At 64.2% G+C, this 20124-nt stretch carries 18 protein-coding genes; 8 read left to right on the top strand and 10 right to left on the bottom strand.

The genetic code is table 11. The features are described from left to right. Positions 1 to 30: 30 nt before the first annotated feature. Positions 31 to 819: a lytic transglycosylase domain-containing protein gene (locus CTEST_RS04185; RefSeq protein WP_201774819.1), complete on the bottom strand. Its 789-nt coding sequence runs from the start codon at positions 817 to 819 to the stop codon at positions 31 to 33. A 143-nt stretch (positions 820 to 962) separates the two neighbouring features. Here CTEST_RS04185 and CTEST_RS04180 point away from each other — a divergent pair, with 143 nt between their 5' ends. Beyond that, positions 963 to 1358, top strand: a complete 396-nt coding sequence (locus tag CTEST_RS04180; RefSeq protein ID WP_047252677.1) for a hypothetical protein — start codon at positions 963 to 965, stop codon at positions 1356 to 1358. Between the two features lie 24 nt (positions 1359 to 1382). Here CTEST_RS04180 and CTEST_RS04175 read toward each other — a convergent pair whose 3' ends face one another. Beyond that, positions 1383 to 2006, bottom strand: coding sequence for a MazG nucleotide pyrophosphohydrolase domain-containing protein (locus CTEST_RS04175; RefSeq protein WP_047252676.1), 624 nt, complete (start codon positions 2004 to 2006; stop codon positions 1383 to 1385). A gap of 56 nt (positions 2007 to 2062) precedes the next feature. Between CTEST_RS04175 and CTEST_RS04170 the strand changes: the two genes are divergently transcribed. Beyond that, positions 2063 to 3535: an amino acid permease gene (locus CTEST_RS04170; RefSeq protein ID WP_047252675.1), complete on the top strand. Its 1473-nt coding sequence runs from the start codon at positions 2063 to 2065 to the stop codon at positions 3533 to 3535. Here the strand turns inward: CTEST_RS04170 and CTEST_RS04165 are convergent. The 8 genes from CTEST_RS04165 to CTEST_RS04125 form a co-directional block, all read right to left on the bottom strand. After that, complete coding sequence (locus CTEST_RS04165; protein ID WP_047252674.1) at positions 3532 to 4680, bottom strand: HNH endonuclease signature motif containing protein; 1149 nt, start codon at positions 4678 to 4680, stop codon at positions 3532 to 3534. The two genes, CTEST_RS04170 and CTEST_RS04165, sit on opposite strands and share 4 nt — an antisense overlap. Before the next feature lie 48 nt (positions 4681 to 4728). Further along, positions 4729 to 5016 (bottom strand): FeoC-like transcriptional regulator, encoded by a 288-nt coding sequence (locus tag CTEST_RS04160; protein WP_047252673.1) that lies wholly within the window; start codon positions 5014 to 5016, stop codon positions 4729 to 4731. Further along, positions 5013 to 6926, bottom strand: a complete 1914-nt coding sequence (feoB, locus tag CTEST_RS04155) for a ferrous iron transport protein B (RefSeq protein WP_047252672.1) — start codon at positions 6924 to 6926, stop codon at positions 5013 to 5015. The genes CTEST_RS04160 and feoB overlap by 4 nt, the downstream gene beginning before the upstream one ends. After that, the gene (locus CTEST_RS04150) at positions 6923 to 7117 is read right to left on the bottom strand and encodes a ferrous iron transport protein A (RefSeq protein ID WP_047252671.1); all 195 of its coding nucleotides are present in this window, start codon (positions 7115 to 7117) and stop codon (positions 6923 to 6925) included. The genes feoB and CTEST_RS04150 overlap by 4 nt, the downstream gene beginning before the upstream one ends. Before the next feature lie 81 nt (positions 7118 to 7198). Next, on the bottom strand, positions 7199 to 10831 hold the full coding sequence (gene mfd / locus CTEST_RS04145) for a transcription-repair coupling factor (RefSeq protein ID WP_047252670.1): 3633 nt from the start codon (positions 10829 to 10831) through the stop codon (positions 7199 to 7201). 8 nt (positions 10832 to 10839) lie between these two features. After that, positions 10840 to 11472: a TetR/AcrR family transcriptional regulator gene (locus CTEST_RS04140; RefSeq protein ID WP_047252669.1), complete on the bottom strand. Its 633-nt coding sequence runs from the start codon at positions 11470 to 11472 to the stop codon at positions 10840 to 10842. A 399-nt stretch (positions 11473 to 11871) separates the two neighbouring features. Beyond that, positions 11872 to 13395 (bottom strand): multicopper oxidase family protein, encoded by a 1524-nt coding sequence (locus tag CTEST_RS04130; RefSeq protein ID WP_047252668.1) that lies wholly within the window; start codon positions 13393 to 13395, stop codon positions 11872 to 11874. A 10-nt stretch (positions 13396 to 13405) separates the two neighbouring features. Then, entirely contained in the window at positions 13406 to 14434 is a 1029-nt protein-coding gene (locus tag CTEST_RS04125) for an isopenicillin N synthase family dioxygenase (RefSeq protein ID WP_047252667.1), read from the bottom strand. A 112-nt stretch (positions 14435 to 14546) separates the two neighbouring features. Between CTEST_RS04125 and CTEST_RS04120 the strand changes: the two genes are divergently transcribed. From CTEST_RS04120 to CTEST_RS04095, 6 genes are all read left to right on the top strand, one after another. After that, positions 14547 to 15764 (top strand): MFS transporter, encoded by a 1218-nt coding sequence (locus tag CTEST_RS04120; protein ID WP_047252666.1) that lies wholly within the window; start codon positions 14547 to 14549, stop codon positions 15762 to 15764. Positions 15765 to 15829: 65 nt separating this feature from the next. Continuing rightward, positions 15830 to 17302, top strand: a complete 1473-nt coding sequence (gene glmU, locus CTEST_RS04115) for a bifunctional UDP-N-acetylglucosamine diphosphorylase/glucosamine-1-phosphate N-acetyltransferase GlmU (protein ID WP_083985420.1) — start codon at positions 15830 to 15832, stop codon at positions 17300 to 17302. A 9-nt stretch (positions 17303 to 17311) separates the two neighbouring features. Then, positions 17312 to 18289, top strand: a complete 978-nt coding sequence (locus CTEST_RS04110) for a ribose-phosphate diphosphokinase (RefSeq protein WP_047252665.1) — start codon at positions 17312 to 17314, stop codon at positions 18287 to 18289. Positions 18290 to 18291: 2 nt separating this feature from the next. Further along, positions 18292 to 18909, top strand: a complete 618-nt coding sequence (locus CTEST_RS04105; RefSeq protein WP_047252664.1) for a DNA alkylation repair protein — start codon at positions 18292 to 18294, stop codon at positions 18907 to 18909. Between the two features lie 5 nt (positions 18910 to 18914). After that, on the top strand, positions 18915 to 19295 hold the full coding sequence (locus tag CTEST_RS04100) for a hypothetical protein (protein WP_047252663.1): 381 nt from the start codon (positions 18915 to 18917) through the stop codon (positions 19293 to 19295). Positions 19296 to 19468: 173 nt separating this feature from the next. Next, a complete protein-coding gene (locus CTEST_RS04095) occupies positions 19469 to 20113 on the top strand; it encodes a 50S ribosomal protein L25/general stress protein Ctc (protein ID WP_047252662.1) in 645 nt (214 codons plus the stop codon). Positions 20114 to 20124 lie beyond the last annotated feature (11 nt).

The raw sequence follows: 20124 nt of genomic DNA, 5'->3' as shown, positions 1-20124 counted from the left end.
AGGTCAGGAACGCGATTCACGCCACCATTTTTAGCGAGCAGGCTGGTTCAAGGCATAAGATGCCGCCGCGTCACGCACATTAATCAGATACTCCTGCGACTGGTTATAAGCGTAAATCGCATTCGTCCAGCCCTGCGGAGTACTCAGATCACGACCATTGGCACACAACAGATGGGCCGCACCCAAGGCCGCATCATCAATCTGGTGCGGATCAGCCACCCCATCACCGTTAGCATCCCGGCCATAGCGCTTCCACGACTCCGGGATGAACTGCATCGGCCCCACCGCCCGATCAAACTGCGTATCCCCATCCAACAGCCCACCATCCGTGTCGGGGATCTCCGCGAAACCAGGACTGCCATCCAACGGCACACCAATAATCTTCGGCTCCACAAAACCAAGCTCATCGATGTGGCTGCGATCAAAATAGCTGCCGTTATACGTACCGTGCCGAGTCTCCACCCACCCGATACCCGCGATCGTATTCCACTGCAGATTGCACGTCGGCCACGCTTCCCTCGCAATGAGCTCCGCATTGCCATACGCCCGCAACGCCGCCGAAGGGATACTCGTCTGCTCCGACAACGGGTCCGCCCAAAAAGCGAGCTTGTCACTCGTCCGGCCAGCAGCATGGACATCAATGGCTGGAACCTCGACCCCCGCTGCCGGCGGCACATTATCCGGCACTGGCTGCAAGCGACGAGTAGGGCTGGAAACGTCAAGGAAGGACAACGCCCAACCAACCAGAGAAATGACGATGATGAGCGCGAGGATCACCCCGAGCCCACACCCCATCAGACGTCTCACTCCTGTACTCATGGCGTTCGATCCTACATGCCGAGCCTGACGGCGTAATTTACCCCCATTCCTACCCCTTTTAGGTCACAATAGTCCCATTAGTCACATCAGTAACATAGGTTTATTGACGTAACTACTCCCCCCAACCCGGAAGACGCCCGCACATGAAAATCTCCGCACGCAAGACCATCGCCACCATCGCCGCCTCGTCGATCGCCTTCGTCGGACTAGCGCCGGCCGCCTCCGCCTTCTCCCTAGGTGACATCCTCACCGGCACCGGCCAAGCCGTCAACGCCCTCAACTGCAAAGACCTCGACAACATCCTCAACACCGCCAAACTCAAAGACGGCAACACCACCCGCAACGGACTAGTCAAAAACATCTCCGGCCTCACCAAAGAAGCCACGGGCAACAACATCATGCTCTCCCTCCTCGGCGGCAACACCGCAGGCAAGGTCGCCGACCGCGCCCTGCAATGCAAGCTCGTCAAAGAAGACCCCAAAGAACTCTTCCCAGGCAGCTCCCAGGTCAACGACATGGTCGCCCAACTCTCCAGCTAGACACGACCACACCACCCGGGACTACTAGACGTCCCGGGTTTTGCCTTGCGCCTTGCCGATCTCCCACAAGCGCTCCTGCTCCTCGATGGGCACCTGAGACGTCGTCCCATCGAATAAGTAGGGAGACCGCACACGCAGCTTATCGACGAAGCTCGCCGCCACATCACCAAAATCAAACGCTCCCCGCCGCGACGCAATCTCCGCATGGAACAACACCTGCAAGAAGACATCACCCAACTCAGACAGCAATGCCTCATCGTCGCCATCGCGCTCCCAATCGCCAACCGCATCGGCGAACTCTGCGGTTTCCTCAGCCAAGTAGGGCAACAGCGATCGATGGGTTTGCGACGACTCCCACTCACCTATGGAGTAGGCGCGCTCCATCACCTGGACCGCCTCACCTACTGGGTCGACGCGAGAAGACGCCGCAATCACCTCGTGGCCCGCTGCGATGAGCTCCTGGACCTGCGGGTCGAGCTCGTTCGTGCTGACCAGCACGCCCTCCTCCCCCTCGACGAGGAGGGAATCGAAATCCCAGCGCACGCTAATCGGCACCTCATCGGTGAAGGACACCGGACCTGACAGCCGACCTACCGCATGAAGCGGGATGAGGGTGGGCCAGCGGGCGTCGAGAAGCAGGACGGTCATGGACACATCCTAGGGCGAATTCAGCGGTCGGGAGGAACCGGGCCTAAAGTAAGCGGGTGACATTGAACCGGACCCACACAGTCACTGTGTGGACACTCGTTGCCCTCATCGTCGGCTCCACCGTCGGTTCGGGCATATTCTCCCTGCCCCAGAACGCCGCCTCAGCAGCAGGCCCCGGCGCGATGCTCTTCGGCTGGGTCATCTCCGGCATCGGAATGCTATCGATAGCCTTCGTCTTCCAAGTGCTGGCCACGCGGAAGCCTCACCTCGACTCCGGTGTCTACTCCTATGTACGTGCCGGTTTGGGCGACTACATCGGCTTCACCTCGGGGTGGGGCTACTGGCTCGGTTCGGTCATCGCTCAGGTCGGGTATGCGACGCTGTTCTTCGGCACCCTCGGCCACTACCTCCCGTTCTTCAGTGCCGATAACCGCATCGTGACGGCCGTGTCCGTCTCGGCGATGACGTGGATCATCTTCGCCATCCTCTCCCGGGGCATCAAGCAGGCTGCATTCATGAACGCGGTGACCACGGTGGCGAAACTCCTCCCCATCGCGGCATTCATCATCCTGGTGGCCTTCCTGGGATTCAGTTGGGACCGTTTCACCTGGGATTTCTGGGGTTCCCAGGGATCGACCGGCACCGTGTTTGAACAGGTCCAAGGCGTCATGCTGTTTACCGTGTGGGTGTTCATCGGCGTCGAAGGTGCATCCGTCTACTCCAAGCAGGCCCGTTCGCGTCGCGACGTCGGCCGCGCCACCATCCTCGGCTTCCTCACCGTCCTCGTCCTCCTGGTCACCGTGTCCACTCTCTCCTACGGTGTACTCACCCAAGAGGAACTGGCCGCACTGCCGGACAACTCGATGGCTGCTGTCCTGGAGGCCGTCGTCGGCCCGTGGGGAGGGGCGCTCATCTCGCTCGGTCTGTGCCTCTCCGTGCTCGGCGCCTACGTGTCGTGGCAGATGCTGTGCGCTGAGCCGATCGTGCTCATGGCCGTCGATGGCCTCCTCCCCCGTCGACTCGGGTCGACGAACATCGCCGGCGCCCCCTGGGCAGCTCAGCTTGTCTCCAGCGCGGTCATCCAGGTGACCATCGTCATCTTCTTCCTCAACGAGACTGCCTACATTTCGATGGTCCAGCTGGCGACCGTCCTCTACCTGGTCCCCTATCTGTTCTCGTCGCTCTACCTAGTGCTGTTGACCATCCGCGGTCGGGGCATTACTCACCCCCACGCGGGAACGCGGTTCGACGATTCTGGTCCCGACGTGTCTCCCCTAGATAATCGACGCCACCGCGTCCTGGCGGTAGTCGCTCTCATCTATTCGTGCTGGCTTGTCTACGCGGCGGATCTGACGTTCTTGTTGTTCGGCGCCCTCGCGGTAGTCCCGGGTCTGGTGCCCTATGTGTGGACGCGGCGGAAGGCCGGCGAGCGCGCTTTTAACTCTTTCGAGTGGTGCGTCGTCGCCGTTATTGTCGCGGCCGCTGTCTATGCGGTGTGGGGCCTGACCCAGGGCACGTTGAGTCTTTAGATCAGGGCCGCTGCCGATAGGTTGCGGATGGGGTGTCGGTTGCTTTCTGGTGGCCGTCCGTCTGGTGGGTGGAAGATGACGCCTCCGGTGTCTCGTTCGAGGTGTCCGTTGCGGGGTGGGGCGTGGGGGTCGTCATCGTTGCGGGCGTTGTGGACGCGGCAGGCCATGGTGAGGTTGGTGAGGTTGGTTTCTCCGCCGTTTTTCCAGGCTGTGAGGTGGTGGACTTGGCATTCTTCGGCGGAGGTGGTGCATCCGGGTTGTGGGCAGAGGATGGTTTCGGCGGCGAGGAGGATGCGTTGTTTGTCGTTGGCTAGTCGGCGGGATCGGTAGAGGTTGACGGGGCCTTCGACGGGGTCGTATATCCCGACGAGGTGGTGGTCGGCCATGTGGGTGCGGATGAGTTCGCCGCCGGTGATGGTGGTGCCGTCGGTGATGGCGAAGATGGTGTCGTCGGCGTCGTGGCGGTGGAGGGCGGCCCAGTCTGGCAGGCCGATGACGACGAGTGGGGTGAGTTCTCGGGACACGGGCCCGTCGCTGGGTGTTCCGTTGACGTGGGAGAGGAAGGCGTCGGCCATGGCTTGTTCGTAGCTGAGCATGGGTTGGGCGCCGCGGAGTTTGCTGGCGGTGGTGCGCAGGTGGGACAGGGTGGTGGTCATGAGGCGTTCGGGCAGGGTTACTGTGATGGTGCGTAGGCCTTGGGCGTCGGTGTTTTTGCCGCCTTTGAGGGATCGTCTGCCGAAGGCTTTCTTTTCGGCGTCGGCGACGGCCCGGTTGATCTCGCGGACTCGGGCGGCGGCTTGTCGGTCGATGTCGTCGACGCTGCCGGTGAGGGCGCAGAGTTCGGCGCGTAGTTCCCATTCGCTGAGGGAGGCGTCTTTGAGTAGTTTGCGGGAATGCTTATCGACGACCAGCAAGGCATCAATCGACAATCGTCCCGCTTGGGCGGCCCTCACCGCCTCCGACTGCAGTCGACGCTCACGGACGGGACCGAAGAAGGTGTGGGCGAGGCGGGTCCATTTCCCGGACGTGGTGCCGGTGTGCCCGAGCTCGATGAGGCGCTGGCGGGTGAGGCGGCCGGTCGAGATGGTTTCTAGTATCTCGATGCCCCTGCCTTCCAGTGCTTCCAACGCGCTCAGGATGTCCATGAGTTGGAGGCTAGGGGAAGAGGGTGGGGGCGTCGATTAGCGGCGACCTCAACCTGTGGATAGTGGGAGGTTATCCACAGGTTGGCTGGGATTCGCCGGTGCGGACTTGCGCAACGTCAGGATGAGTGGTCCGTGGGAGGGGCAGCCGGTGGTGCAGGATCCGCAGGATCCGCCGGGGCAGCTGGCCAGGACTTCGGTGTCGAGTTCGCCGGTGCGGGTGAGGTGTTCGAGGATGGCGTCGACAGTTGCGGGGTGCAGGCCGGTCTGCTTGGCGATGAGCACCCTGCCCAGCACTCCCTCGGCGAGGGCGTCGCGGACCGCCCCCAGCGGGTTCACAGTCCCACCAGCTTCAGGAGTTGGAACGCGCCGGTGGCCAGCAACCACGCGAAGGCAAGTTGGACGCCGAAGCCGAACAGTGTCCAGCGCCAGCCAATTTCTCGCTTCTGGGCAGCGATGGTGGCCACGCAGGGGGTGTAGCAGAGCATGAACAGCATGTACGCCCAGACCGCGGCGAGGGCGTGCCCGCCGGACGCCTCATCGAAGTCGCGGGTGACTTCGCGGGCGAGCGGGCTGGCGGCCTGTTCCTCGGGGGCTTCGTCGGTGACGTCCTCGACGGCGTAGGTTTGCGCCCACGTCGAGATGACGGCCTCCTTGGCCACGAACCCGGTCAAGAGCGGGCCGGTGAGGGACCAAGAGCCGAAACCAGCGGGCTCGAAGACGGGGGCGATGGCGTGGCTGACGGCGCCGTAGGCGGATTCCGCGGGGGCGGGGGCCTCTCCCGGGGCGACGGTCGCGCCACCTACCGGGATCGACAACATCAGCCAGACCACGATGACGGTGGCGACGATGATGGTGGCGGCGTCCTTGAGAAAGCCGCGCACACGCACCCAGACGACGGTCGCGGCAAGGCGCGGGGTGGGCCATTGGTAGGTGGGCAGGTCGATGAGCAGTGGTTCGGAGGGCATCGTGCGCCAGAGGGTGTGCCGCAGGACGAGGCCGGTGAGGACGACGAGGGCGATGGAGATGACGTACATCGTGAAGACGACTGTGCCGGCGTGGTCGGGGAAAAACACGGTGCCCAGCATGAGGAAGACGACCAGGCGGGCGGAGCAGGAGGTGAAGGGAATGAGCAGGGAGGTAAGGATGCGTTGGCGCGGGGAGCTCAGCGTGCGGGTCGCGGAGATGGCGGGCACGTTGCAGCCGAATCCGATGACGATCGGGATGAATGCCTTGCCGGGCAGGCCGATCGATCGCATGACGCGATCCGTGACGACGGCCGCGCGGGCCATGTATCCCGAGTCCTCCAGGACAGCCATGCACAAAAACATCAACGCCATGAGCGGCAGGAAGCTGGCGACCATGCCAACGCCGGAGATCAGTCCGTCGACGACAAGGCCGGTGACCAACCAATGGTCGATGCCGAGGAAGGCGAGTCCGGCGCGGGCGGCGTCGGCAGTCGGCCCGGTGAGCAGCCACTCGGCCCACCCCTGGAGGGGCGCGGCGAGGTAGATCGTGATCTGGAAGACGAGCCACATGACGGCGAGGAAGGCGATCGGCCCAAGGACGGGATGCAGGGCGATGCGGTCGATGCGTTCGGTCCAGTTGGTGCGGGCCCCCTCGACGGTGGAGGTGGCGGAGGTGGCGGCGGCGTCGATAAACGCGAAGCGCTCCTCCTCGTCGAAGTGGCGGGGATGGTGGTGCTGATGCGCCGAGAGGACATCCTCGAGTTCCCGCAGTCCTTGCCGGGTGCGGCCATTGACCACGACGACGGGGACACCGAGCTGCTCGGCAAGGGCCTGGGCGTGGACCTCCTCACCCTGGGCGCGGGCCACATCCGTTTTGGTCAACGCGACGACCACGCGGTGGTCCAGCTCCAGGGCTTGGGTCACCAGGTAGAGGCTGCGGCCCAAGGCGGTCGCGTCGACGGCGACGATGACAGCATCGGGGCGTTCGTCGGGTGGGGCGTCCACGAGGAGGGTGCGGGTGAGCGCCTCGTCGGGGCTCAACGGGTTGAGCGAGTAAGTGCCGGGGAAGTCGATGAGTTCGCGGCCTCTCCCCCAGGCGCCGCGGCTGACTGCCACGGAGGTGCCAGGCCAGTTGCCGGTGTGCACGCGGGCACCGGTGAGGGCGTTGAACAGCGTCGACTTGCCGGAGTTTTGCGCACCGACAAGAGCGATGACGGTGGCCCCGGCTTCGGCTGGCTTCGGCGCCGGACCACAGTGGCTGCAGGTGTTGAGCTCGGTCATGACAGCAGGCCGTCGAGGGTACGCCTGTCTAAGGCGTAGCGGACATTGCCCACCGCCACCACGCGCCCACCGCCTGCGGTGGGCTGACCTAGACGGATCGTCGTGCCCGGCCGCAGGCCGAGCTCGTGGAGGCGTTGGCGGAGTTCGGTGGGTGTGGCGGCGGCGTCGCCAAGCACGATGTCGGTGTCCATGATGATCCTCTAGTCAGGGTAGCTATACCTTCGTTTTACTCCCCACCTAAGGCCGTCGACGAACAGTATGAATATTGTCACCTAGTGGAAGCTCATCACCGTGGACTCCACGGGCTTGCCGCTGACGGAGACGTCCGGCAGGTCGAACATCTTGGAGAGGAAGTCGGCGACCCATTGGAGGAGGTCGACGTCGCGGAGGTTGGGTTGGCCGGCGCCGCTGCGGGTTTTGGGGAAGGACACTTGGATGGCTTTGGCGGCGGCTCGGTAGGTGGAGCCGGGGAAGAGGCGTTTGAGGCGGACTTGTTTGGAGTCGGGCAGGTCAACGGGGTGGATCTTGATGCGGGTGCCTTGGACGATGATGTCGCCGACTCCGGCGCGGCGGGCTTGGTGGCGCAGGCGGGCGACGGCGAGGAGGCGGGAGACGGGTTCGGGGATGGGCCCGTAGCGGTCTTCCATTTCTTCGACGACGAGTTGGAGGTCGGTGTCGCCGGTGGAGGAGGCGAGTTTGCGGTAAACCTCGAGACGGAGGCGTTCGGAGTTGATGTAGGACTCGGGGATGTGGGCGTCGACGGGGAGGTCGATGCGGATTTCTTTGGGGCCTTGGTCGGTGGCGTCGGGCATCTCGCCGCGGGCGAGGGCTTTGTAGACCTCGACGGCCTCGCCAACGAGGCGGACGTAGAGGTCGAAGCCGACGCCGGCGATGTGGCCGGATTGTTGGGCGCCGAGAACGTTGCCGGCGCCGCGCATCTCAAGGTCTTTCATGGCGACGGCCATGCCGGCCCCGAGGTCGTTGTTTTGGGCGATGGTGGCCAGCCGGTCGTAGGAGGTTTCGGTGAGTGAGGCGCCCTTGGGGTAGAGGAAGTAGGCGTAGCCGCGTTCGCGGGATCGGCCGACGCGGCCGCGCAGCTGGTGGAGCTGGGACAGGCCCATGTGATGGGCGTTTTCCACGATGAGGGTGTTGGCGTTCGCGATGTCGAGGCCGGTTTCGACGATGGTGGTGCAGACGAGGACGTCGTATTCGCGGTCCCAGAATCCCTGGACGGTGGATTCGAGTTGCTCCTCCCCCATCTGGCCGTGGGCGACGACGATGCGGGCTTCGGGGACGAGGTCGCGGAGTTCGCGGGCCTTCTTCTCGATGTCGGCGACTTTGTTGTGGATGAAGAAGACTTGGCCGTCGCGGAGCAGTTCGCGGCGGATGGAGGCGGCGATCTGTTTTTCTTCTTGGGCGCCGACGTAGGTGAGGACGGGGTGGCGGTCCTCGGGGGGTGTGAGGATGGTGGTCATTTCGCGGATGCCGGCCATCGACATTTCCAGGGTGCGCGGGATGGGGGTCGCGGACATGGTAAGGACATCGACGTTGGTGCGCAGCGCCTTGATGTGTTCTTTGTGTTCGACGCCGAAGCGCTGCTCCTCATCAACGACGATGAGGCCGAGGTTCTTCCAGTGCACGCCCGTCTGCAGGAGGCGGTGGGTGCCAATGACGATGTCGACGGACCCGTCGCCCAGGCCAGCGAGGATCTCCTTCGATTCCTGCCGGGAGGTGAAGCGGGAAAGCCCGCGGATGGTGATCGGAAAGCCTTGCATCCGCTCCTCGAAGGTGGCCAAGTGCTGCTGGGCGAGCAGGGTCGTGGGCACGAGGACGGCGACCTGTTTGCCGTCCTGGACGGCCTTGAACGCAGCGCGGACGGCGACTTCGGTCTTGCCGTAGCCGACATCGCCGACGATGACGCGGTCCATGGGGACGGTCGCCTCCATGTCGGTCTTCACGGCGTCGATGGCGAGCATCTGGTCTTCGGTCTCGACGAAGGGGAAGTTGTCTTCCATCTCCTTCTGCCAGGGAGAATCGGGGGCGAAGGGGTGGCCGGGGGCGGCTTGGCGCTTGGCGTAGAGCTCGACGAGTTCACCGGCGATTTCGCGGACGGCGGCGCGGGCCTTCTTTTTGGTGTTCTTCCAATCGGAGCCGCCCATCTTGGACAGGGTCGGGGATTCGCCGCCGGAGTACTTCGACAGTAGGTCGAGGGAATCCATGGGGACCCACAGCTGGTCGGCGGGCTGGCCGCGCTTGGCGGGGGCGTATTCGAGGACGATGTATTCGCGGCGGCTCTTTTCATCGCCGGCGTTGATGCTGCGTTCGGCCATCTTGAGGAAGCGGCCGATGCCGTGGGTTTCATGCACGACGAAATCGCCGGTCTTCAGGGCGAGGGGGTCGACGCGGTGGCGTCGCCTGGCGGGCCGTCGCTTAGCCCCGGCGATGTCGCCGACGCGGTTGCCGGTGAGGTCGGTTTCGGTGATGACAACTAACGGGAGGGCTTCGGCGTCGCGGTGTTTGCGCACCTTGGGGAATACGACTCCGGCGTGGCTGAACGCCTGGTAGAGGGTGACTTCGCCGGGGGACGGTTCCCACCCGGGTGTGGCCACGCGGGCGGGGATGCCCTGCTCGGCGAAGCGATCCACCATGCGTTTGATCGCGCCCTGGGCGGGGGCGATGAAGGCCGCCCGTCCCCCGGAGGAGGTGTGGGCGAGCAGGAGGGACATCATGGCGGCGATCCCGTCGGCATCGCCACGCGGGGTGGGGCCAGGCTCGAAGTCGAGTGGCAGGGTGTCCCCCTCCGCGCCTTCGAACATGCCGGGCGGGGAGAAGGTCCACCAGCTCAGGCCCGCCTGGCGGACGCTGACCTCGAGCGATTCGAAGGAGCGGTAGGAGGAGGCCGACAAATCGAGGCCCTCGGCGGCGATCGGGCCGGTTGCGCCCATTGCGGCAGCCTCCCAGCCCGCGGCGAGGAACTCGGCGTCGGTGGCTTCCAGGTCGGCGATGCGCCGCCGGATCTTCTCCGGCGCCACAAGCACCACGTGCGTCCCCGCGGGCATGAGCTCCGGCAAGGTCCGCATCTGCTTATCGACGAGCGCGGGGATCAACGCCTCCATCCCATCCGCAGGTATGCGGTCGGAGAGCTTTGTCAACAACTCCACCAAGGTGGCGTTGCCGGGATGCTCGAGGGCGAGCTCCCCGGCACGCTTGGCGATGGCCTCGGTGATGGGCAGCTCCCGGGCCGGATAGATCTCCACCTGGGAGACCTCGGCATCGGGGATGGTGCGCTGATCGGCGACGGCAAACAGACGGATGTCGCTGACCTCGTCGCCCCAGAACTCGACGCGGACCGGGTGATCGGCGGTCGTGGGAAAAATATCTAGAATGCCACCACGGGTGGCGAACTCACCACGCCGAGCCACCATGTCCACGTGGTGGTAGGCGCGGAACACCAACTCCTCGGTGAGGGCGGAAAAATCGTACTCCTGGCCCTGGACGAGCCGAATAGGCTCGCGGCCCTCCGCCGACTCCAGGAGGGGTTGGCAGAACCCGCGGGCGGCGGTGACGACGACGGACACACGGGCGTCGATAAGCTGGTCTAAGACCTGCGCACGACGGCCGATCGTGTCGGCGCCCGGGCTGAGCCGCTCATGCGGGAGCGTCTCCCACGACGGGAACCACGCCACCTTGTCACCGAGCAGCGCCCGCAACTCCGCCGTGAGATCCTCCGCCTCCCGGCCCGTCGCCGTGACAACGAGGACCGGCGACTGCTGCGCCAACGCCCCCACCGCCCACGGCCGCGCCTGATCAATACCCTGCAGATGCAACTGCGGCTCACCACGATGAGCGAGCATGCCCTTAAGCTTCGGATCGGTCGCCGCCACCTTGAGCAGCCCCGCCAACATTGCCGTCACTACTTCTCCCCTGAAAGTTCCTGCATAACCGCCTCGGAGAGTACGGGATGCGGCTCCATTCCCGCCAAACCATTCCAACTCAAATTGACGATGTGCGCCGCCACCACCTCCTTCGCCGGCTCCCGCTCATCCAACCACCACTGCGCAGTCATCGACACCATCCCGACCAATGCCTGCCCATACAAAATCGCCGCATCCGGATCAAGACCCTGACGCTCAAAAGAATTACCCAAAATATGCGACACCTGCCCCACCGCCGTATTCAACAGAGTCGAATAAGACTTATCCTGGCCCGGCACCGAATCACGAACCAAGATCCGGAAACCATCCGTCTCCTCCTCGACATAAGTAAGCAACGCAATCACCGCCTGCTCAATCCGATGCCGCGAACGCCCCTGCGACAACGCCTGCATAATCAACCGCTCCAGGCTGAGCATCTCCCGATCGACCACGACCGCATACAGCCCCTCCTTGCCCCCAAAGTGCTCATAGACAACCGGCTTCGACACCCCCGCACGCTGCGCAATCTCCTCCACGCTCGTGCCCTCGAACCCACGCTCCGCGAAAACAGAACGGCCGATGGAAATCAATTGCTCTCGGCGTTCCTTGCCGGTCATACGCTGTCGAACCATAGCTAACACCCTATCCTGCCGGGCGTTTCGGTTCACAGAACGGTGTCAGGTATCCTAGTCCTGCGAAACAATCGCAATTCCCCATGGTGTAATTGGCAACACTCTGGTTTTTGGTACCAGCATTCAAGGTTCGAGTCCTTGTGGGGAAGCTTTTCGTCACACCCCTGAGCAGCGGTTTAGCGCCGCTGCCAGGGGTGTTAGTTTTTTCGTCACTGTTGCTTGCGGTCAGTTAAGGCCACTTATGGTCACGCTTGTCGTGGGATTGTCGTGGGATTGTCGTGGCGTCCTCGCGACCGGCTGATCGCGACCGGAACGCTTTCCGGGGCCTCAGTCGGACTGAAAGCCCAGGTCGCTTCTCGCCGATGTGGCTAAATGTCGGGAGGAGGAGGTCGCGATCACCTAGTGGGCGTGGCCCTCCATCGCCTGGATATTCGCTTCCCCACCGGGTTCGACGATGACGAACTGGCCCATCATGCCCTGGTCCTCGTGGAGGAGCATGTGGCAGTGATACATGTACGGCATCGTCGGGTCGGGGTACCAGCCGAATTCGACGGCGAGTTCGGCGGTGGCTCCCGGGGGAATGGCGACGGTGTCTTTCCACCCGCTGGTCATGACGGCGTCGGTGTCGGCGCCGTCGATGGACACGACCTTGAACCGGGCGTTGTGGATGTGGAAGTTGTGAGGCCAGTCGGAGTTGCCGTTGGTGACAGACCAGACCTCGGGGCCGAGGTGGTCGATGGTGAGGTCGACGCGGTTCATGTCCATGAGCTGGTCGTTGATGGTGAAGGTGTTGAGGAGGAAGTCGCGGCGCTTCGAGCCGGCGGTGTTGGGGGTGTCGGCGGCGGCGGGGTCGAGAGTGGTGGGCAGGGCGCCGACGGGCGGGGCGTCCTCAGCGGGGCCGGTGAGGCGGAGGAGGGTGAAGCCGTCTTGGAAGCCGAAGTTGGTGTAGTTGTCGCCCTCGGGGATGCCGAAGTTGCCGTCGAGGGGAATGGATTCGAGGTCGAGCTCCTCACCTGGGGAGAGGTCGACGAGGATGTCGATGCGTTCGGCGGGGCTGAGCAGCACGGATTCGACTTCTTCCGGGGCGGGGAGGAGACCGGAATCGGAGGAGATGACGTGGAAGGGGCGGGCGTCGGAAAGCTGTAGGTGATAGAAGCGCATGCTGGCACCGTTGATGATGCGCAGGCGGACGCGGCGGGTGGTAGCCGCGAAGGCGGCGTTGGTGATGCCGTTGACCAGCGGAGTGTCGCCGGTGAGGCCCAAGGTGGGGTCGATGGTTTCGTCGAGGCGGCCGTCGTCGTGGAACTTGGCGTCGGTGATGACGACGGGAATGTCGTCTACTCCATAGGTGCGCGGCAGGTCGAGGGAGTCGCTCACCTCATCGTCGAGGATGAACATCGCGGCGAGCCCGCGGTAGCAGTGCAGGGCGGTGCGTTCGTGGGGGTGCGGGTGGTACCACAAAGTCGCGGCCGGTTGGTTGACCGTCCACTCCGGTGACCAAGTGTCCCCCGGTTCGATCGGCGAGTGGGGGCCACCGTCGGAGGCGGCGGGGAGTTTCATGCCGTGCCAGTGGATGGTGGTCATCTCGTCGAGGTCGTTGGTGATGTCGACGCGGATATCGTCACCCCGGCGGGCGCGGAGGGTGGGGCCGAGGTGCGGCCCGTTGAAACCCCAGGTGGGGGTGGCGGGGCCGTCGGGGAGGATGGCGGATTCGCCGGCCTGCGTGGACAGGGTGAAGGTTCGCAGGCGACCGTCGACACTGCCTTCGTCGATAGGCGGGATCGGCAGGGGCCGAGGGGCGCTGTCGTAGCCGCGGGGCGTGGGCTGGGTCGGCCCCGAGCAGGCCGCCAGCGCCGCCATTCCCAGCAGCACCGCCGTTCCACGGAAGAAGACTCGACGGGACATGCGCAGGCTCGGGGTCATAACGACCAGCCTAACCCCAGACTCGAGCGATCTCAGCGTGATATTTTGCGGTGGTTTCCGGGTGGGCGCGCAGGCGGGACTTGAGGGTGTTGAGGCCGGAGATATCGAAAATCTCTTGGTCATTCATGTCCTTGCCTAACCCCCTGGCCGCTGCGGCGAACTCGGCAGGAAGGTCCACGCGGGGAAAACGGGCATCCAGGTTGGGGGTAAGGAAGAAAGGAATGGAATAGCGGGAGGTGCCCGGCGCGGAGGGAACAACGCGGTGCGGGGTGGCAACGAGGTAGCCGTCGGTGGCGGCCTCGAGGAGCTCGCCGATGTTGACCACGAAGTGATTGGGGATCGCCTCCACGTCAATCCACGATCCGTCCTTGAGCACCTGCAGCCCACCCGATCCGGGCTCCGGCAGCAGCAAGGTGAGCACCCCGGCATCGTGGTGGGCGCCGACCCCCTGGGCCGCCTCCCCATCCGAGGGAGCCGGGTAGTGGGCGAGCTTCATCATGGGGTGAGGATGGTGGAAAATCTCATCAAAATAGGTGGGCTCCTGGCCCAGCGACTCAGCCCACGCCCGCAGCAGCTCCAGCCCGACCTCCGACAATAGGTCCTGCCACTCATTGATCAGCGGCTCCATGCGCGGCACCGCACTCGGCCACGGGTTAGGCCCCTCGAGGATGCGCCATGGGTTCTCCTCCACCCCGTCCACCAGTGCCGGACGGTCGGCCCCGTAGTCGATCTGCTCACGCCAATCGGTCTTACCCTGGGTGAGTTCCTCCCCTAGCCGGGAATAACCGCGGTAGTGGGGATTGTCCGTAAAGGCGATCTCCTCCTTCGCCGCCAAGGGGAGGGCGAAGAACTCCTTGGCTACCTGGAACAGCTCGTCTTGCAACTCCGGCGGCACCCCGTGGTCGGCGAGGTAGAAAAAGCCAATCTCGTGGGTGACCTCGCGTAGCCGGGCGATTTCCCGGTCCCGACTAGCAGCTCCAGAGTCACCGAGAAGAGTCGACAGCGAGATAACGGGCAGGGAGGATTTCGGTTGCGTCATGGGCTGTGTTTTCCTAGGTAGAGGCGAAAAGGGTCCGTGGGAACACAGGCTAGACTAAGCGGTCCATTTCTGAGACTTTTTTATTCACCACCACAAGGGACGAGCCAGCACCGTGGACAACCTCGAAGAACACAATGCCCGCCGATTTATCTGGTCGAATGGCCTGCAAAACGTGGGCGATCAGATCGTCGCGGCGAAGACGGTCCTGCCGTGGCTCCTGCAGGCAGCCGGCACGCCGGGGTTCTTCATTGCCCTGCTCGTGCCCATCCGCGAATCGGGTTCCATGCTCCCCCAGGCGGCCTTCACCCCGTGGGTGCTCACGCAGCGTTCGCGCAAAGGGATCTGGGTGGCGGGTTCGTTGGGTCAGGCGGGAGCGGCGGCAGGCATCGGCGTCGCAGCGCTGACTCTTTCGGGCACGGCCCTGGGTGTGGCGGTTACGGTGCTCCTCGCCATCCTCGCGGTGTTTCGCGCCATGTGTTCCATCGCTTCGAAGGATGTCCAGGGGCGGACGATCTCGAAGGGGCGGCGCGGGCTCATCACGGGTCGGGCGACGGCCGTGGGCGGGGCGGTGGCTCTGGCCGTCGGCCTGTTCCTGGAATATCTGGGCTCTGATATTCCGACGTGGATCCTGGCGGCGCTCATCTTTGCTTCTGCGGGGGCGTGGGTGGTGGCGGGGTTGGTCTTCCAGACCATCAAGGAGCCGGAGGACACCGCGGAGCCGGAGAGCCTGGCCACGTCGTGGTGGGCCGACACCTGGCTGCTTTTTACCCAGGATCGCGATTTCCGCCGCTTCGTCATCGCCCGCTCGTTGTTGCTGGTGACGGCCTTGTCGACGGCGTTTATTGTCACGTTGAGCCAGGAAATTGGGCATGGCCTCACCGGCCTGGGCGCTTTCCTCATCGCCTCGGGGTTGGCGTCGGTGATCGGCGGCCGGATCTCAGGCATCTGGTCGGATGCCTCCTCCCGCAATGTCATGGCCTATGGGGCACTCATCGGCTCGCTACTGGTCCTGGGCCTAGTGGCCTCGGCGCAGTGGCTGCCCCATGGCGTCAACGCGTGGGTCTTCCCGGTGGGGTTCTTCCTGGTCAACCTCACCCACACGGCAATTAGGGTGGCGCGGAAGACGTACATCGTGGATATGGCAGAGGGTGATCAGCGGACTCGCTACGTGGGGGCGGCCAACACACTCATGGGCGTGATCCTCCTGGTCGTAGGCGCATTGTCGGGAATCGTGGCACTGGCGGGGTCCTCGGCGGCACTCATCTTCCTCGCTGTCATTGGCCTGATAGGGGTGGTTGCGTCCCTCCGACTGAGGGAAGTCTCCGCTTAATGTCTGGGTGCGGTTATATGCTGGTTGCGAACGAGCGCCCATTTATTTAGAGGAGACTCCCCCACGTGACTACCTTCACCGACTGCGCCGTCGTCGTCTTGGCGGCCGGCGCTGGCACCCGCATGAAGTCCACGAAACAGAAGACTCTGCACGAGATCGGGGGGAGGTCGCTGCTCTCCCATGCGCTCCATGCCGCCGCGGGGGTGAACCCGCAGCACATCGTCGCGGTGGTCGGCCATCAGCGGGAGCAGGTTGCCCCGGCGGTGAGCACCGTCGCCGAGGTGCTGGGCCGCGACATTCTGCAGGCCGTTCAGGCTGAGCAGAATGGAACGGGTCACGCTGTCCAGTGCGGGCTCGAGCCGATCCCGGGTTTTGCTGGCACGGTCATCGTCACCAATGGGGATGTTCCGCTGTTGACGTCGGAGACGATTCAATCGCTCATTGATGCTCACTCGTCCGCAGCCTCCGCTGTCACCGTTCTCACCATGCGGTTGGCAGATCCCACCGGCTACGGCCGCATCGTCCGCAATGATGACGGTGAGGTCACCGCCATCGTCGAGCAGAAGGATGCCACCGACGCGGAGCTGGAGATCGACGAGGTCAACTCCGGCGTCTTCGCCTTCGACGGGGCCATCCTGCGGGATGCTTTGACCAAGCTGGATTCCAATAACGCCCAGGGCGAGCTGTACCTCACCGACGTGCTCGGTATCGCCCGGAGCCTCGGGCACCCGGTCCGCGCGCACATCGCCCGGGACCCCCGCGAGCTGGCTGGCGTCAACGATCGGGTCCAGCTCGCCGACGCCGGACGGGAACTCAACCGCCGCACCGTCGAGGCGGCCATGCGTGGCGGCGCCACGGTCATCGATCCGGCCAGCACCTTCATCGGCGTTGAGGTACAGATCGGCCAAGATGTGGTCATCCACCCCGGCACCCAGCTGTGGGGCACGACGACGATCGGCGATAATGCCGTCATCGGCCCCGACACCACGCTTAGCAACATGGTCATCGGCGAGGGCGCCTCCGTCATCCGCACCCACGGCAGTGATTCCACCATCGGCGCCAACGCCACCGTCGGGCCGTTCACCTACATCCGCCCGAAGACTGTCCTCGGTGAAGGCGGCAAGCTCGGCGGCTTCGTCGAGGCGAAGAATGCCCAGATCGGGCGGAACTCCAAGGTCCCGCATCTGTCCTACATCGGTGATGCCACCGTCGGGGACGAGTCGAACATTGGGGCGTCGTCGGTGTTCGTTAACTACGACGGTGTCAATAAGCATCACACCACCATCGGTTCGCATGTGCGAACCGGATCGGACACGATGTTTATTGCTCCGGTGACCGTGGGTGATGGCGCGTATTCGGGGGCAGGTACAGTAATCCGGGAGGACGTTCCCCCGGGAGCTCTCGCCGTTTCGGGCGGGCCGCAGCGCAACATTGAAGGCTGGGTCGAGAAGAAGCGGCCAGGCACTCCGGCCGCCGAGGCGGCTGCTCACGCGCGTGCTCAAGACGCGACCACTGACGCAACCAACCAGGAAGGTTAAGCGGCAACCATGACTGCCCACTGGACTGAGAGCCACAAGAATATGATGCTGTTCTCCGGGCGTGCGCACCCGGAGCTCGGCGAAGCTGTGGCTCGTGAACTCAACTACGAGCTCACCCCCACCACCGCCCGCGACTTCGCCAACGGTGAAATCTTCATCCGCTTCGAGGAATCGGTACGAGGCGCAGACTGCTTCGTCATCCAGTCCCACACCCAGCCGTTGAACAAGTGGCTGATGGAACAACTCATCATGATCGACGCCTTGAAGCGCGGCTCCGCCAAGCGCATCACCGCGATCCTGCCGTTCTACCCTTACGCCCGCCAGGACAAAAAGCATCGCGGACGCGAGCCGATCTCGGCCCGCCTCGTCGCTGACTTGCTGGCCACCGCCGGTGCGGATCGCATCGTCTCCGTTGACCTGCACACCGATCAGATTCAGGGTTTCTTTGACGGCCCCGTCGATCACATGCACGCGATGCCGATCCTCACGGATTACATCAGCAGCAAGTACCCCTTGGACAACCTGTGCGTCGTCTCCCCCGATGCCGGCCGCGTCAAGGTCGCCGAGAAGTGGGCCAACACCTTAGGGGCCGCCCCGCTGGCGTTCGTCCACAAGACCCGCAGCGTCGACGTGGCCAACGAGGTCGTGTCCAACCGCGTCGTCGGTGACGTGGAGGGCAAGGACTGCATCCTCCTCGATGACATGATTGATACCGGTGGCACCATCGCCGGCGCCGTCCGCGTGCTCAAGGAAGCCGGCGCGAAGTCGGTCGTCATCGCCTGTACGCACGGCGTGTTCTCCGACCCGGCCCGCGAGCGCCTCTCCGAGTGCGGCGCGGAGGAAGTCATCACCACCGACACCCTCCCGCAGTCCACCGAAGGCTGGAAGAACCTCACCGTGTTGTCCATCGCCCCGCTGCTGGCCAAGACGATCCATGAGATCTTCGAAAACGGCTCCGTAACCACCCTCTTCGAGGGCGAAGCCTAGTCATTTCGCTTATCAACGCCGCGCTGCGTCCCCTCGCCGACCCCGTCCGCGCGGCCGCCATGTCGGCCTACATGCGGGAACGCTTCGCGTTCCTCGGTGTGCCCGCGCCCGCCCGGCGGGCGGCGGTCAAGGAGGTGCTACGGGGGCGTCGACAAGCAGTTGACTGGGACCTCGTCGATGATTGCTGGGCCCGGCCCGAGCGCGAGTTTCAGTACGTGGCGTGCGACCACCTCAAGGTGGTCCCCCTCGGTCCAGATGACGTCGGGCGCCTCAAGGGCTTGGTCACGACGAAATCGTGGTGGGACACCGTCGACGCCCTCGCCACCACAGTCGGGCGGGCGGCGACTGCGGACCACATGCTGGAATGGGCCCGCGACGAGGACTTCTGGGTCCGGCGCGTAGCCATCCAACACCAACTGGGCCGGCGCGAGGCCACCGACACCGCTTTGTTAGACGAGATCCTCACCGCAAACCTGGGCTCGCGGGAATTCTTCATCAACAAATCCCTCGGTTGGGCCCTGCGCGACTACTCAAAAACCAACCCCGACTGGGTTCGCGGCTTCCTGGCCAGGCACGAAGTTTCGGCGCTCACGCGGCGGGAAGCGTCGAAGTATCTTTAGTAGGTATGACCCACATCTACTCCCCGCTGGACATCTACCTCGACACGGAAGCCGACCGGCAAGACGTGTTCACCATGGTGTTTACCTTCAGTTTCTCCGGGAACACGCCACCGCGGTCGTTGCTGCTCAGCCGCGGCCCTTCCGATCCGCCCGGCGAGGTGTGGATCCAGCCCGATGACGAAGAGCACGGATTCCGGGCGAAGAACGTGCAATGGGAGACCCGCGGGCTGTTGCTGACCATCACCCTGTCGGAGGAAGACCGCTTCTACTGGGACAATTCGCGTTCGATGACGATTGAGCTGTTTGAGACCCGCGTCGACGGCATCAATAGCTGCCTGACCTCCATCTTTGAGCCGCCAGTTTTGGAGCCGCCGACGCAACCGTGATAGGGTGGTCGCGTCTCGGCGAGGGCCCCTTGGAGGGCCGTTATCGACGCGATCATGAGGTCTTTTCTAGGCCTGCGATGACTCGACGAGGACAAGTACCTCAGACCAGAGTCGGTCGCGGGCCCTCGGGCTGCGGTCGGCCGTAAAATACCTTTGAAGGAGCTGGAAGCCTCATGGCTCAGTACCCCACGTTGACCGCTGCCACCCGCGAAGAGTTCGGCAAGGGCTTCGCCCGTCGTCTCCGCCGCGCAGGCAAGATCCCCGGCGTCATCTACTCCGGCCACACCGAGAACGTTCACTTCGCTGTGGACCGCCTGGAGTTCACCGCCGTCGTCCGTAACCACGGCTCCAACGCCATCGTCGAGTTCGACATCGATGGCGAGAAGCACCTCACCATGGTCAAGCACATCGATCAGAACGTGCTGACCTTCGACATCGACCACGTCGACATGCTGGCCATCAACCGCGACGAGCGCGTTGAGGTTGAGGTCCCGATCGTCGCCGAGGGCGAGGTCTTCGCCGGTGCCATGCTCATCCAGGAAGCCGACACCCTCCTCGTCGAGGCCGACGTGCTGTCCATTCCGGAAGAGCTCGTCGTGTCCGTCGAGGGCATCGAGGCTGGCAACGTCATCGCCGCTGGCGACATTGCTCTGCCGGAGGGTGTTACCCTGGCCAACGATCCCGAGCTGCTCGTCTTCAACATCACCTTCGAAGAGGTTGCTGAAGTTCCCGAAGAGGGCGAAGAGGGCACCGAGGACGCTGTCGGCGATGCCGGCAAGGACGAGGGCACCGAAGAGGGCTCCGAGAACGACAACTAGTTTCAGCGTGA

It is taken from the genome of Corynebacterium testudinoris (genome assembly GCF_001021045.1).
Classification (GTDB): domain Bacteria; phylum Actinomycetota; class Actinomycetes; order Mycobacteriales; family Mycobacteriaceae; genus Corynebacterium; species Corynebacterium testudinoris.
The sequence above is the reverse complement of the archived record's forward strand: the minus strand, read 5'-3'. Positions and strand labels throughout refer to the sequence as shown.

What these genes read in the sequence shown, in the direction of transcription:
- CTEST_RS04185 (WP_201774819.1), bottom strand. Translation starts at nt 819, where the DNA reads ATGAGTACAGGAGTGAGACGTCTGATGGGGTGTGGGCTCGGGGTGATC.
- CTEST_RS04180 (WP_047252677.1), top strand. Translation starts at nt 963, where the DNA reads ATGAAAATCTCCGCACGCAAGACCATCGCCACCATCGCCGCCTCGTCG.
- CTEST_RS04175 (WP_047252676.1), bottom strand. Translation starts at nt 2,006, where the DNA reads ATGACCGTCCTGCTTCTCGACGCCCGCTGGCCCACCCTCATCCCGCTT.
- CTEST_RS04165 (WP_047252674.1), bottom strand. Translation starts at nt 4,680, where the DNA reads ATGGACATCCTGAGCGCGTTGGAAGCACTGGAAGGCAGGGGCATCGAG.
- feoB (WP_047252672.1), bottom strand. Translation starts at nt 6,926, where the DNA reads ATGACCGAGCTCAACACCTGCAGCCACTGTGGTCCGGCGCCGAAGCCA.
- CTEST_RS04150 (WP_047252671.1), bottom strand. Translation starts at nt 7,117, where the DNA reads ATGGACACCGACATCGTGCTTGGCGACGCCGCCGCCACACCCACCGAA.
- mfd (WP_047252670.1), bottom strand. Translation starts at nt 10,831, where the DNA reads ATGTTGGCGGGGCTGCTCAAGGTGGCGGCGACCGATCCGAAGCTTAAG.
- CTEST_RS04140 (WP_047252669.1), bottom strand. Translation starts at nt 11,472, where the DNA reads ATGGTTCGACAGCGTATGACCGGCAAGGAACGCCGAGAGCAATTGATT.
- CTEST_RS04130 (WP_047252668.1), bottom strand. Translation starts at nt 13,395, where the DNA reads ATGACCCCGAGCCTGCGCATGTCCCGTCGAGTCTTCTTCCGTGGAACG.
- CTEST_RS04125 (WP_047252667.1), bottom strand. Translation starts at nt 14,434, where the DNA reads ATGACGCAACCGAAATCCTCCCTGCCCGTTATCTCGCTGTCGACTCTT.
- CTEST_RS04110 (WP_047252665.1), top strand. Translation starts at nt 17,312, where the DNA reads ATGACTGCCCACTGGACTGAGAGCCACAAGAATATGATGCTGTTCTCC.
- CTEST_RS04100 (WP_047252663.1), top strand. Translation starts at nt 18,915, where the DNA reads ATGACCCACATCTACTCCCCGCTGGACATCTACCTCGACACGGAAGCC.
- CTEST_RS04095 (WP_047252662.1), top strand. Translation starts at nt 19,469, where the DNA reads ATGGCTCAGTACCCCACGTTGACCGCTGCCACCCGCGAAGAGTTCGGC.